At 65.5% G+C, this 13,453-nt stretch carries 13 protein-coding genes; 9 read left to right on the plus strand and 4 right to left on the minus strand.

The genetic code is table 11. From position 1 onward, the window contains the following. Positions 1-4: 4 nt before the first annotated feature. The gene (locus QOI01_RS26870) at positions 5-1,063 is read right to left on the minus strand and encodes a 3-hydroxyisobutyryl-CoA hydrolase (RefSeq protein WP_526386202.1); all 1,059 of its coding nucleotides are present in this window, start codon (positions 1,061-1,063) and stop codon (positions 5-7) included. A gap of 138 nt (positions 1,064-1,201) precedes the next feature. Between QOI01_RS26870 and QOI01_RS26875 the strand changes: the two genes are divergently transcribed. The 9 genes from QOI01_RS26875 to QOI01_RS26915 all read left to right on the plus strand — a co-directional run bounded on the left by QOI01_RS26875 (position 1,202) and on the right by QOI01_RS26915 (position 10,186). Continuing rightward, positions 1,202-1,624: a cobalamin B12-binding domain-containing protein gene (locus tag QOI01_RS26875; protein WP_526386203.1), complete on the plus strand. Its 423-nt coding sequence runs from the start codon at positions 1,202-1,204 to the stop codon at positions 1,622-1,624. A gap of 68 nt (positions 1,625-1,692) precedes the next feature. Further along, the gene (locus tag QOI01_RS26880) at positions 1,693-3,105 is read left to right on the plus strand and encodes a phenylacetate--CoA ligase family protein (protein WP_526386204.1); all 1,413 of its coding nucleotides are present in this window, start codon (positions 1,693-1,695) and stop codon (positions 3,103-3,105) included. Then, the gene (gene meaB, locus QOI01_RS26885) at positions 3,102-4,097 is read left to right on the plus strand and encodes a methylmalonyl Co-A mutase-associated GTPase MeaB (protein WP_526386205.1); all 996 of its coding nucleotides are present in this window, start codon (positions 3,102-3,104) and stop codon (positions 4,095-4,097) included. Before QOI01_RS26880 ends, meaB begins: the two co-directional genes overlap by 4 nt. Further along, positions 4,094-5,812 (plus strand): methylmalonyl-CoA mutase family protein, encoded by a 1,719-nt coding sequence (locus QOI01_RS26890; RefSeq protein ID WP_526386206.1) that lies wholly within the window; start codon positions 4,094-4,096, stop codon positions 5,810-5,812. Before meaB ends, QOI01_RS26890 begins: the two co-directional genes overlap by 4 nt. Before the next feature lie 97 nt (positions 5,813-5,909). Beyond that, the gene (locus QOI01_RS26895; RefSeq protein WP_526386207.1) at positions 5,910-6,674 is read left to right on the plus strand and encodes a FadR/GntR family transcriptional regulator; all 765 of its coding nucleotides are present in this window, start codon (positions 5,910-5,912) and stop codon (positions 6,672-6,674) included. 461 nt (positions 6,675-7,135) lie between these two features. After that, positions 7,136-8,524 (plus strand): MFS transporter, encoded by a 1,389-nt coding sequence (locus QOI01_RS26900; RefSeq protein WP_526386208.1) that lies wholly within the window; start codon positions 7,136-7,138, stop codon positions 8,522-8,524. Positions 8,525-8,573: 49 nt separating this feature from the next. Next, positions 8,574-9,305 carry an AzlC family ABC transporter permease gene (locus tag QOI01_RS26905; RefSeq protein ID WP_526386209.1) on the plus strand — a complete coding sequence of 244 codons (732 nt, stop codon included), beginning with the start codon at positions 8,574-8,576 and terminating at the stop codon, positions 9,303-9,305. Beyond that, positions 9,302-9,622: an AzlD domain-containing protein gene (locus QOI01_RS26910; RefSeq protein ID WP_526386210.1), complete on the plus strand. Its 321-nt coding sequence runs from the start codon at positions 9,302-9,304 to the stop codon at positions 9,620-9,622. The genes QOI01_RS26905 and QOI01_RS26910 overlap by 4 nt, the downstream gene beginning before the upstream one ends. Positions 9,623-9,646: 24 nt before the next feature. After that, positions 9,647-10,186, plus strand: coding sequence for a gamma carbonic anhydrase family protein (locus tag QOI01_RS26915; protein WP_526386211.1), 540 nt, complete (start codon positions 9,647-9,649; stop codon positions 10,184-10,186). Between the two features lie 4 nt (positions 10,187-10,190). On the opposite strand, the gene QOI01_RS26920 is transcribed toward QOI01_RS26915, so the two are convergent. From QOI01_RS26920 to QOI01_RS26930, 3 genes are all read right to left on the minus strand, one after another. Continuing rightward, on the minus strand, positions 10,191-11,183 hold the full coding sequence (locus tag QOI01_RS26920) for a malate dehydrogenase (protein ID WP_526386212.1): 993 nt from the start codon (positions 11,181-11,183) through the stop codon (positions 10,191-10,193). Further along, positions 11,174-11,506 (minus strand): hypothetical protein, encoded by a 333-nt coding sequence (locus QOI01_RS26925; RefSeq protein WP_526386213.1) that lies wholly within the window; start codon positions 11,504-11,506, stop codon positions 11,174-11,176. Before QOI01_RS26925 ends, QOI01_RS26920 begins: the two co-directional genes overlap by 10 nt. A gap of 95 nt (positions 11,507-11,601) precedes the next feature. Further along, a complete protein-coding gene (locus QOI01_RS26930; protein ID WP_526386214.1) occupies positions 11,602-13,401 on the minus strand; it encodes an acetyl/propionyl/methylcrotonyl-CoA carboxylase subunit alpha in 1,800 nt (599 codons plus the stop codon). Positions 13,402-13,453 lie beyond the last annotated feature (52 nt).

The following is a 13,453-nucleotide window of genomic DNA, read 5'->3' on the forward strand; positions in this document are numbered from 1 at the left end:
GGAGTCACCACCCGCTCAGCTGCAGCGGATTGCCGATCGGTTCGAAGAACCGGCCGATGTCGGCCTTGGAAACCTCGGCCAGGGTCGGCGGACACCACCTCGGCATGCGGTCCTTGTCCACGACGCGCGCGCGAATGCCCTCAACGAGGTCCGGGTGCTGCGAGCAATGCTGTCCGACCCGTAGATCCTGCTGAAGGCATTCGCCCAAGTCCGCCATGGCCATCGTCCTGTGGAGTGCTTCGAACGTAACGCTCAGGGCGGTAGGCGATCCCGCAGTCAACGCGTCGATCGCGACGTCTGCGACGGTTCCACGATCCATGCGTTCGGTCTTGGCCAAGTCGAATGTCTCGCCAACGGAATCTGCGCCGAACACCCGGTCGATGGAGTCTCTGTGGTCGGCGATCCATGACGACGGCCGACCGTTGAAGCCGGCGAGCGCCTCTGCGGCCGGTAGGCGGTGCAACCGCTCGACCAGCTCGTCGATCGCGTGATCGGGCACGTAGTGATCGGCCAACCCCATGTACAGCGCGTCACCTGCGCTGAGGTGAGCCGCGGTCAGCGCCGCGAAGATTCCGGTACGTCCCGGCGCCCGTGAGTACAGCCAGAGACCGCCCGCATCGGGAGAGAGCCCGATGAGCACCTCGGGCATTCCCAACCGTGTCGAGTCGGTGACGACTCGGTGTGAGGCGTGCGATGCCAGACCCATACCGCCACCCAGCGTCAGACCATGGGCAATCGACACGACGTGCTTGGGGCACGTAGCGATCAAGTGATCGAGGGCGTACTCGGCGGACCAGAACTCTGCCAGGTCGTCCAACTCGTCGGAGACGATCATCTGCCGGACGCGCTTGACGTCCCCTCCGGCGCAGAATCCGCGGTGGCCCTCCCCCCGGATCAGGATCGTCGTGACGGAGGGGTCGGCCACGGCGGCCCGGAGCGAATCGGTGATCGCAGCGATCTCCTCTGGCCCGATCACGTTGATGGTCGCCGGTCTGCGCAGCGTGATCGTGGCCAACCCGCGCTCTATGTTCAACGACGGGCTGCAGGCTACGTCCGATGTCATTCGGGTCCTTCCAAGGCTCCCTGGCACAGTTCGCCGGACGGTGGTGGTGATCAATTCGTCGGTCGGGTGTTGCGTACCTCACGTTACCGTGTCTATGGTAGAACCACAGTTTGGTCGCCCCATAGAGAAGGCAAGTGAATGAACCAACCGTCGGCGCTGCCCATCCGCGTGATGCTGGCCAAGATCGGGCTCGACGGACACGATCGTGGTGTCAAGGTCGTGGCCCGCACCCTTCGAGACGCGGGCATGGAGGTCATCTACACCGGGCTTCACCGCAGCCCGGCCCAGGTCATCGAAGCCGCCAGCCAGGAGGACGTCGACGTGCTGGGCGTCAGCATCCTGTCCGGCGCACACATGCCGATCTTCACCAAGATCTTCGAGATCCTCGCTCAGATGGACGAGCGTCCGCGCTTCGCGATCGTGGCAGGCGGCGTGATGCCCGACGAGGATGAGATCGAGCTGCAGAAGATGGGTGTCGCGGCCGTCCTCGGCCAGGACACCACGCCCGAGAAGATCGTCGAGACCATCAAGGACGCCGCCCCCGTGGAGGCGAATTCCTGATGGCTCGGGGCGAGCGAAGCGACGGGGGGGTGGCTCGGGGCGAGCGAAGCGACGGGGGAGGTCCCGAGATGGAATCGTGGAGCTGGCCTCCGTGCTACGACGCCATCTACCGGCCACCGCCGGACCAACGGCATTGGTTTCCGGTCCGCGAAACGATGGACCCCGAGCAGCGCGACGAAGCGATCCTCGTGCGCATTCAGCAACTGATGGCGTACGCCTGGGAGAAGTCGACGTTCTACCGCCGCAAGTGGACCGAAGCGGGTGTGGAACCCGGCGACATCACGTCACTGGAGGCCTTCGAGGCGGTTCCCGTGATCAGGAAGGAAGAGCTTCGCGCGGACCAGGCCGAACACGAGCCCTACGGCAGCTACCTCTGTGTCGATCCCATCGAGGTGACGCACATCAAGGGCACCTCCGGCACCACTGGTCGCCCGACGGCTTTCGGCATCAGCCAGCGCGACTGGATCGCCGTCGCCAACGCGCATGCCCGGGTGATGTGGGGGATGGGGATCCGGCCCGAAGACGTCGTCCTGATCGGCTCTCCACTGACGCAGTACTGGGGTTCGTGGGGGGCCTACAGCGGAGCCGAACGGCTTGGCGCTGCAGTGTTTCCGTTCGGCGCCGGGGTTGCGGGCCAGAGTCTGCGGACGCTGCAGTGGATGCGCCAAATGAGGACCACGGCGTTCTATGGCACCCCCTCCTACGCTCTTCGCCTCGCCGAGGTCGCCATTGAGAACGACATCGACCCGCGGAGCCTGGGTCTGCGGAAGATGTTCTTCTCCGGCGAACCGGGAGCCAGCGTGCCTGCGATTCGGCAGCGCATCATCGACGCGTTCGATGTCGAGGTGTACGACTCCGGCAGCATGGGCGAGGTAGCGCCGTGGATGTCGCTCGGTGCAGCCTCAAACGAGCCGGGTGTCTTTTCCTGGCAGGACCTGGTCTACACGGAGGTAAGCGACCCCGTGACCATGCGCCGAGTGCCATACGGATCCGAGGGCACCCCGATCTACACGACTCTCGAGCGCACGTCGCAGCCGATGATCCGGCTGCTGTCCAACGACCTGACTCGTTGGGAGGCTCCCGACGCGTCGCGCGGCCGCACGTATCCCTTCTTGCCCAAGGGCATCTACGGCCGCATCGACGACATGTTCCAGATCCGCGGCGAGAACATTCAGCCGAACGCAATCGACGACGTCGTGATGAGCGCCGAAGGGTATGGCGGCGAGCACCGCATCGTGATCTCCCGCGAAGGCACGATGGATGAGTTGCTGGTGCAGGTCGAGTTCGACCCACGACGAACGACCGTCAGTGAGGACGTCTGGGCCAAGCGGGTCGGCGAAGACCTTCGCACGGTTCTCGGCGTCGGCGCCAAGGTCGTGACGGTCGCGCCGTCGACGTTCGATCGCACCGACTTCAAGGCACGGCGCGTGATCGATGATCGCAACCTGTTCGAATCGCTCGAGCGGGAGACTTCGCCGTGAGTCAAACCGCTACTGCGACACCGATCGCGGCAATGGCCGATCGGATCCGTGCAGGGTCGCAAGTCTCCCTCGCGCGCGGTCTGACCCTGGTCGAGAGCCGCTCCGATGCGGCGTCGGAACTGCTCGCCGAGATATGGAGGGACAGTGGTCGGGCCCACGTCGTCGGCATCACGGGGCCGGCAGGCAGCGGGAAGAGCACGTTGGTCACCGTGATGACTCGGGAGTACGTCGCTCGGGGCAACCGCGTGGCGATCCTGGCGGTCGATCCGTCCAGCGCCTACTCCGGAGGGGCGATCCTCGGCGACCGCATCCGCATGACCGAACTCGCAGGCCGAGACGTCTTCATTCGTTCGATGGCCTCGCGGGGAGCCACCGGCGGGCTCTCACGAGCCGTGCTGGACGGCATCGTGCTGCTCGACGCTGCCGGTTTCGACGTCGTCATCCTCGAAACCGTCGGCGTCGGTCAGGCCGAGGTCGACGTGATCAGCGTGGCCCACACCGTGCTCGTCGTGAGCGTTCCCGGTCTGGGCGACGACATCCAGGCCATCAAGGCCGGACTCATCGAGATCGCCGACGTCCACGTGGTCAACAAGGCCGACCGACCCGGCGCCGACCTCACCGTCAAGCAGTTGCGGGAGTCGCTGCGGCTCGCCCACGGGCTGGCGAGCAAGTGGGACGTGCCCATTCTCAAGACCATCGCCGCCTCCGGCGAGGGCGTGCCAGAGCTGTTGGACAAGACGGCCGAGCACCGCGATTGGCTGGCAGAGAACGGCGGCCTACGCGAGGTGGAACGCCGCAACGCGGCGACCCGAATCCGTTGGGCAGCAGAGGCACTCATCGCCGAGAAGCTTCGGACGGGCCATCGTGATTTCGACGCCGCCGTCGACGCGCTGATCGCTCGCGAGGACGAACCGCGCCAAGCTGCCGCCCGACTGTTGACGGCCATGGCCGTAGACCCGACTGACATCGATGGAAGAGGGCAAGCATCATGACCGATGACGACACGTCGACCCCTGAGGAACTGCGCCTCGCCACGGGCGCGCTGCGCAAGCGCGCGCAGGCAGAACTCGAACAGTGGGAAGACCACGAGCTCGCCGAGTTCCTCAGTCGCGCCCCCGAATCGAGGGAGAGTTACCTCACCGGCGTCGGAATGCCCGTCAAGCGCGTATACGGCCCGCAAGATCTGCCCGAAAGCTGGGAAGAGATCGGACTTCCTGGCCGGTATCCCTACACCCGTGGTCCCTACCCGACGATGTACCGCGGTCGGAAGTGGACCATGCGCCAGATCGCTGGTTTCGGCCAGGCGGAGGAGACCAACAAGCGCTTCCAGTACCTGATCGCCCAGGGGCAGACCGGCCTGTCGGTGGACTTCGACATGCCCACGCTGATGGGTCTCGACAGCGACGATGAAATGAGCCTCGGTGAGGTCGGTCGTGAGGGGGTGGCAATCGACGTCCTGCCGGACATGGCAGCGCTGTTCGACGGCATCGACCTGGAGACGATCTCGGTGTCGATGACCATCAACCCGTCGGCGTGGATCCTGCTCGCGATGTACGTCGCCGTCGCCGAGGACCGCGGTTACGACCTCGACAAGCTGTCAGGGACGATCCAGAACGACATCCTGAAAGAGTATGTCGCGCAGAAGGAGTGGATCTTCCCCGTCCGCCCGAGTATGCGGATCGTCCGCGACTGCATCGGCTACGGCGCCGAGCACATGGCGCGCTACAACCCGGTCAACATCAGCGGGTATCACATCAGCGAGGCGGGCGGCAACGCTCTCCAGGAGGTCGCCTTCACGATGGCGATCACCAAGGCCTACGTCGAAGACGTCGTCAAGGCGGGCATCGACGTCGATGCGTTTGCCTCGCGACTGTCGTTCTTCTTCGTCTCCCAGGCGGACCTGTTCGAAGAGGTCGCCAAATTCCGGGCCGTTCGCCGTTACTACGCAAAGATGATGAAGGAACACTTCGGGGCCAAGAAGGCGAACTCCATGCGGTTGCGCTTCCACGCGCAGACGGCAGCGGCGACGCTCACCAAGCCTCAGCCGATGGTGAACATCGTCCGCACCGCGTTGCAGGCCCTGTCCGCCGTGCTCGGCGGCGCGCAGTCCATCCACACGAACGGACTCGACGAGGCCTACACGATTCCGAGCGAGATGGCGATGAAGCTTGCTCTGCGGACCCAGCAGATCATCGCCGACGAGACCAACGTCCCCAACGTGATCGACCCCCTCGGCGGTTCGTACTACGTGGAGGCTCTGACCGACGAAATCGAAAGGGGCATCCAGGAGTACATGGACAAGGTCGAGGCCATGGGCGGTGTCGTGCCTGCCATCGAACAAGGCTTCTTTCAAAGGGAGATTTCGGACACCGCCTACGACTACGCCAAGCGCAAGGCCAGTGGTGACCGGCCGGTGATCGGTGTCAACAAGTACGTAGACGCGCAGGACGATCAGAAGATCGAGGTCCACAAGCTGGATCCGGAGTCCGAGGCCCGCCAGATCCGACGGCTCAAGCAGATTCGTGCGGACAGGGATCCGCAACGTGCGAGGGCCGCTCTGGACGCCCTTCTGGCGGTCGCCCACGACGAGAACGCCAACCTCATGCCGGCCACCATCGAAGCGGTGCGCGCGCACCTGTCGATGGGTGAGATCACCGGTGCCTTGCGACAGGTGTTCGGCAGCTATCAAGAGACACCGGTGTTCTGACGGCGCTCCGACGTGCCGACCACTGAGCGGGCAAACCAACCTGTGGTCGGTACCATCGGATCCTCAGTGATCTTCGCGAGAAGAAGAGGTGCGTGACGTGTCCGAGGAAACCCAGTCGCAATGGAAGCCTCTTCCGCGCATGCGTACGCACGAGCAGGTGGTGGCCGAGATCGAGAGCCGCCTGATCGCGGGCACGCTGAAGGCCGGAGACCGGTTGCCCCCCGAACGGCAGTTCGCCGAGGCGCTCGGCGTCAGTCGCGGCGCCGTCCGGGAAGCGCTGCGGATTCTCGAAGCGATCGGAGTCGTCGAGGCGGGCACCGGTTCGGGACCCACGTCGGGATCCATGATCGTCAAGGACAGCATCGCCGGTATGGCGATGGTGCTGAGAATTCATCTCCAACTGGCGTCGTTCACGCAGCAGGACCTCGTCGAGGTCCGCCTGATGATCGAAGGACTGGCCGCTCGCAAGACCGCCGAGCGTGCCACCAGTGAAGACATTGCCAACCTTCGCGGACTGATCGAGGACATGCGCGGAGTCCACACCACGGCGTCCTACAACGATCTCGATGCGGCCTTCCACGTCGGCATCGTGCGAGCCTCGGGCAACGGCTTGGCGGCCGTCCTGATGGCCGCGTTGCGAGAAGCTCTCCGGCAGGCCATGGTGACTGCATTCGAGAGACTTGAAGATCCCGTCGGCACGATGAAGGCGTTGACCGACGAGCACGCCGCGGTCGTCGAGGCGATCGCGACAGGCGACGAGGACAAGGCCGCCGAGCTGGTGACCGACCATATTCGAGCCTTCTATCGTTCCGTCGGCTTCAGCGAGATGAAGTGGGCCGACAAGCCTTCTGTACCAGGATGATTCATGCTCTAGACTGAAGAGTGCGAGCCCGATGAAGCTTGGTGAGAGTCCAGCACGGTCGCGCTACTGTGACATCCCTCATCGCCAGGGGCGACGGTGACCGTGCCGCCGAGCTGCTGGTCGGCACCGTTCGAGGCGGTCGCCGTCCGACTGGCTCGAGCGCGCTGAAGTGGGCTGGCTGACGCCACTGGCGCTGCCGACCAGGACCGCGCCAGCGACGCCACCGCGGCTTTGCTGTTGCCGAAGATCTCTGGTTGCCAAGTCGCGCTCGGCAACGCTGACCGCCGAGTTGTGGTGTGCCAGGAACTGCCGTAGGCGATGGCCGTTACTCGTTTGCCCTGGAGCAGGGACGGGTCGGCATCGTCGTCGATGTGGCGGTGGCAACTCCGGACGGATACTTGTGGCGCGAACCACAGTTGTGGTAGGACCATAGTAAGATCTATCCACTACGGGAGACGCACATGCAGCAACAGAGCCCCACGCTGACCGTCGGCCAGGAAATGTCCGCTGAACGTCGTCGTCTCCGAAAAGTCGGCGCCGCCAGCCTCATCGGCACCACGATCGAGTACTACGACTTCTTCGTGTACGGCACTGCCGCCGCTCTGGTGTTTCCCGCAGTCTTCTTCCCCAGTGCCAGTCCCGCGGTGGGCACGATCGCGTCGTTCGCAACGTTCGGGGTGGCGTTCTTCGCCCGCCCCGTTGGCTCGATTGCGTTCGGCCACTTCGGCGACAAGATCGGTCGCAAGCGAGCTCTGGTGTGGACACTGCTGATCATGGGACTTTCGACGGTCGGGATCGGGCTCTTTCCCGGCTATGACACCGGGGTGTTCGGCATCCTCGACAACGGCATCGGGATCTGGGCGCCGATCCTGCTCGTGGTGATGCGGTTCCTGCAGGGCTTCGCCATGGGCGGCGAATGGGGTGGCGCAACGCTCTTGGCCGCTGAGCACGCGCCGCAAGGCCAACGCGGACGAATGGCGGTGTATCCGCAGCTGGGACCGGCGCTCGCGTTCTTCTTGGCGAGCGGAACGTTCTTCGTGGCCTCGGTGACCATCGGCGCAACCAGCGACACGTTCGTCAACTACGGGTGGCGCCTCCCCTTCATCGCCTCGCTCGTGCTCGTCATGGTCGGCCTGTGGATTCGGTTGACCGTCGAGGAAACGCCGGTGTTCAAGTTGCAGCAACGCAACCAGGAGCGCGAGAGTGCGCCCGCACAGCTGCCGTTCGCCGAAGCGATGAGGACGCAGTGGAAGCAGATCGTGCTCTCCGGCGTCGCCATGTCAACGCTGTTCGCGATGTTCTACATCGGGAGCACGTTCCTCACCAGCTACGGAAGCTCCAAGCTGGAATTCAGCCGGACGATGATCCTCGGTTTCGGCATGATCGCCGCGGTGGTGCTGGCAGTGGCAACGGCCGCTGCTGCCATCCTCTCGGACCGGATCGGCCGCAGGAAGGTCATCGCGGGGTCATACGTCGCAGCGTTCATCTGGTCGCTGTTGCTGTTCCCGCTGCTGGACACTGGTTCACCCATCGCCTTTCTGATCGGTGTGACCATCACACTGTGTCTGTACGGCATCGCCAATGGACCCGCCGGTGCGCTGCTGCCCGAGATGTTCCAGTCGCGTTACCGCTACACCGGAGCGGGGTTGAGCTACAACCTCGGTGGCATCATCGGCGGCGCCATCCCGCCGATACTCGCGGCCCAGATCGTCGCAAACTACTCCAGCATCTGGGTCGGTGTGTTGCTGGCCGGACTCTCCGCCGTCAGCCTGGCGTGCGTGTTGGCCCTGCCTGAAACGAAGAACAACGATCTCAACGACGCACCTTCTACGGAGGGCACGCGAGTCTGAGGTCGCGGTCGTCCCTCGCGCTCGTCGGTGGGACAGGGTGGAGATTCCAATGACCGAATCGAATGACGAGCAGGCGGCAGGCGGAACGTCGGGGCGCCGCGCAATGCGGTCCGGGGCCACCGCGATGCTCCCGATTCTCATTGGGATAGCCCCCTTCGCGGCCGTCGCCGGCCTCGCTGGTACGCACAACGGATTCAGCATCGTCGAGACAGCGGCGTTTTCATTGCTCGCCTATGCCGGCGCAGCTCAGGTCGCGGCGCTGGATCTCATCGGCAACGGCACGGCAGCCACCGTCGTGATCACGACAGCTCTCGTCATCAACCTCCGCTTCATCGTCTATTCGGCAACGCTCGCGCCGATGTTCGGCGGTGCACGTTTCATGACACGGGCAGTCGGCTCATACCTGCTGGTCGACCATGCTGTCGCTCTTACGGTGACCCGCACCAAGGGCATGCCGCGACGCGAGGCGGTCGCGTTCTACCTAGGAGCGTGCTTGGCCTTCTGGTTCACCTGGCAGACCTGCTCGTTCGTCGGGTCATTCCTGGGATCCTTGCCCGACACCGGTGTCGTTGCATTCGCGGTTCCGGTTTCGTTCCTGGCCTTGCTCGCACCTCAAATCACCAAGCGGCCAAGGGCTTTCGCCGCCGTCGTCGCCGCTGCCGTGGCGGTCGTGTGCGCCGGTCTCCCTGCCAATCTGGGCATGGCGTTGGGCACCTGTGCCGGTATCGCCGCTGGCGTGGCGTTCGGCTGGCGCGCGGCTGGACAGAAGTCGCCATCATGAGTACGACCACGATCTGGCTGGTCATTTCGGCAATTGCCTTGGGCGGGCTCGTCTTGCGCGCTGCTTTCATCCTCGTTCCGCTCCTGCCCAGAAATCTTCCTCCCACTCTGAGTCTCGTACTCGAGATGGTGCCCGCGGCCGCCTTCGCAGCACTCGTCGCACCATCACTCTTTCTCGACGACGGCCAGTTCAAAATGATTTCGCCCGCCACGTTGGCGGGCGCGACGGCACTGCTCGTCTCATTGCGTTGGAAGAGTCTTGCGCTCAGCATCGTCTGCGGGTTGGTGGCCTACGCGTGTTTCGACATCGTTCTTTGAGCCGTCGTTGGGCACAATGAGCCCATGGCTGACCCGTTGATCCTTGCCCTGCATGGCCACACCCCTCGAGTGCATCCCGAAAGCTGGGTGGCTCCCAACGCGTCGGTGATCGGCAACGTGACGCTCGGCGAGAAGGCCAGCGTCTGGTACTCCGCGACGGTGCGCGCAGAATTCGATCCCGTGATCATCGGCCCCGGATCGAACGTGCAGGACAACGCCACGATCCACGCTGATCCAGGATTCCCGGTGACGATCGGCGCGCGAGTGACGGTCGGCCACAACGCAGTCCTTCATGGGTGCACCATCGAGGATGGGTGCTTGATCGGGATGGGTGCGATAGTCGGCAACGGCGCGACGGTCGGCGCCGGTTCGCTGATCGCCCCGGGAGCCGTACTGCCGCAGGGGATGGCCGTCCCGCCGAGATCGCTGGTTGCAGGCGTACCGGCCAAGGTCCGTCGGGAACTCAGCGACGAAGAAATCAGCATCAGTAGCGTGAATGCCCCAGCGTACGAATATCTGATCGGTGTCCATCGCGCGGCGACCCTGGTCCCGCCGGGGGATTGATTCGCTACAAGAGCCCGAGCGCCGCGACGGCCGCGCGCTCGTCTGCGAGCTCGGCCACCGACGCGTCTATGCGGGCCCTGGAGAACTCGTTGACTTCGAGACCCTCGACGATCTGCCAGGTGCCGCCGAGCGCCCGCACCGGCAGCGAGGCCACGACACCCTCGGGGATGCCGTAGACCCCGGGGGACGGCAGCGCCACCGACGTCCAGTCGTTCACATCCGTGCCGTCCACCCAGTCTCGGACGTGGTCGATCGCCGCGTTGGCCGCCGACGCCGCCGACGACGTACCGCGGGCCTCGATGATCGCCGTGCCACGCCTGGCCACGGTCGGGATGAACTCCGTTGTCAGCCAGTCGGTGTCGGCGGCATACTGCGCGCCGGGGTGACCGTCGACGACGGCGTGGAAGACGTCCGGGTACATGGTCGGGGAGTGGTTGCCCCACACCGTCACCCGCGAGACGTCGGTGACGTGGACGTCGGCATGGGCGGCCAGTGCTGCGACGGCGCGGTTGTGGTCCAGCCGGGTCAGGGCGGTGAACCGTTCCGGCGGGATGTCCGGCGCATGCGCGGATGCGACGAGCGCGTTGGTGTTGGCCGGGTTCCCGACCACGACGATGCGGACGTCGGGTGATGCGCCCGCGTTGAGCGCGCGTCCTGCGTCGGCGAAGATCGCAGCGTTGGCCGCCAGCAGGTCGGCGCGCTCCATGCCCTTGCTGCGCGGCCTCGCGCCCACGAGAAGCGCGACGTCGACACCGTCGAATGCGCGGCCGGGGTCGTCGTGGATCTCCACCTCGGCGAGCAGATCGAAGGCGCTGTCGACGAGCTCCATCACCACGCCTTCGGCGGCGCGGATCGCCGACGGCAGCTCCAGAAGCCGCAGCGTCACCGGTACGTCACGACCGAGAAGGGCGCCAGCGCCGATGCGGAACAGGGCGGCGTACCCGATCTGGCCCGCGGCCCCGGTGACCGTCACGACCTTCGGGGTCGTCACGTCCATACGCGGATGTTGAGGATCTCCGACGCGTAGTTGCGCACGGTGTCCTCGGCCATCGCGGCGGCGTCTTCGAAGCCGGGTCGTCCCCTGCTCTCCATGAAGGCCGTCTTCGGGTCGAGCGAGACCTCGGCGATCATCTCACCGGTCGACGGCACGCACACCGCCCATGTGTACCGGGTGTCGGACTCCCAGTCGTCGGCCGCCTGGTCGATGTAGTCGAGGTCGGTCTCGCCGATATCGGCGAGCGCGTGACGGTCGTCGACGCGGTCGTCACAGCGCAGCGCGCGCAGATACCACTCGCCAGTGTTGATCTCCTCGACTTCCATGGGATCAGGCCCACCCTTCCGTGCGGCGAAACAGCATTCCCTGTCGCCAAATCACGCGATTGGCGACAGGGAATGCTCGTTCGGCGATGAACGCGCTAGTCCTTGATCTCGGCGAGCACGGTGCCCTGTGTGACGGCGGCGCCGGCCTCGACGGCGAGTCCCGTGATGGTGCCGTCCTTGTGGGCGGTGACCGGGTTCTCCATCTTCATGGCTTCAAGGACCGCGACGAGGTCGCCGGCGACGACCTGCTGGCCCTCTTCGACGGCGACCTTGACCACGGTGCCCTGCATCGGGGCGGTAACCGCGTCACCTGAGGCTGCAGCGCCGCCCTGCGAGCCACGCGTGCGCGGCTTGGGCTTCTTGCGGGTGACGCCTGCCCCGGCGCCGGCGCCTGCGCCGCCGATCGCGAGATCACCTGGCAGCGACACCTCGACGCGACGTCCGCCGACCTCGACGACGACCTTCTGCCGGGGCTGGGCCTCTTCCTCGTCGACGGCGCCGCCACCGGTGAAGGGTTCGACGGTGTTGTCCCACTCGGTTTCGATCCACCGGGTGTGCACAGTGAAACCGTTGTCGTCACCGATGAACGCGGGATCGGACACCACCGCGCGGTGGAACGGAATGACCGTCGCCAGGCCCTCGACATTGAACTCGGCCAGTGCGCGACGCGAGCGGTCCAGTGCCTCATCGCGGGTGGCGCCGGTGACGATCAGTTTGGCCAGCATCGAGTCGAACTGGCCACCGATCACCGAGCCGGTCTCGACGCCGGAATCCAGGCGTACGCCAGGGCCCGTCGGGGGGGTGAACTTGGTCACCGGGCCCGGGGCGGGCAGGAACCCGCGGCCCGCGTCCTCGCCGTTGATGCGGAATTCGAACGAGTGACCACGCGGCGTCGGATCCTCGGTGATGTCGAGGGCCTCGCCGTTGGCGATCCGGAACTGCTGGCGCACCAGGTCGATTCCGGAGGTCTCCTCGGTGACCGGGTGCTCCACCTGCAGGCGGGTGTTGACCTCGAGGAACGAGATCAGGCCGTCCTGGCCGACGAGGTACTCGACGGTGCCTGCGCCGTAGTAACCCGCCTCCTTGCAGATCCGCTTGGCGGACTCGTGGATCTCCTTGCGCTGCGCATCGGTGAGGAAGGGCGCGGGGGCCTCTTCGACCAGCTTCTGGAAACGGCGCTGCAGCGAGCAGTCACGCGTGCCTGCGACGACCACGTTGCCGTGCGTATCGGCGATCACCTGCGCCTCGACGTGGCGGGGCTTGTCCAGGTAGCGCTCGACGAAGCACTCACCGCGGCCGAACGCCGAGACGGCCTCGCGCGTCGCGGAATCGAACAGTTCGGGAATCTCCTCGATGGTGCGGGCGACCTTCATGCCGCGGCCACCGCCACCGAAGGCGGCCTTGATCGCGATCGGCACGCCGAATTCCTTGGCGAAGGCGACGATCTCGTCGGCATCCTTGACGGGTTCTGGTGTGCCGGGGACGAGCGGTGCCTTGGCCTTGGCGGCGATGTGGCGCGCGGTGACCTTGTCACCGAGGTCGCGGATGGACTGCGGGTTGGGCCCGATCCAGATCAGGCCCGCATCCAGCACGGCCTGCGCGAAGTCGGCGTTCTCCGAGAGGAAACCGTATCCGGGGTGAATGGCGTTGGCCCCGGCCTTCTTCGCGGCGCCGAGGATCTTGCCGAAGTCGAGGTAGGACTCCGCAGAGGTCTGGCCGCCCAGCGCGAACGCCTCGTCGGCGAGGCGCACGTGGGGCGCGTCGGCATCTGGGTCGGCATACACGGCCACGCTGGCCAGCCCCGCGTCCTTCGCGGCCCTGATCACCCGGACGGCGATCTCGCCGCGGTTGGCGACGAGCACCTTGGAGATCTTCGAGCTGGCGTGACTTGGCACTGCGCCTCCTGATGGCATGTCTCTAAGAAACCTCTTTAAGAATGTATCGGAG

Origin of the sequence: Mycobacterium sp., assembly GCF_032162605.1 — a bacterium.
In the GTDB taxonomy this organism is placed as follows: domain Bacteria; phylum Actinomycetota; class Actinomycetes; order Mycobacteriales; family Mycobacteriaceae; genus Mycobacterium.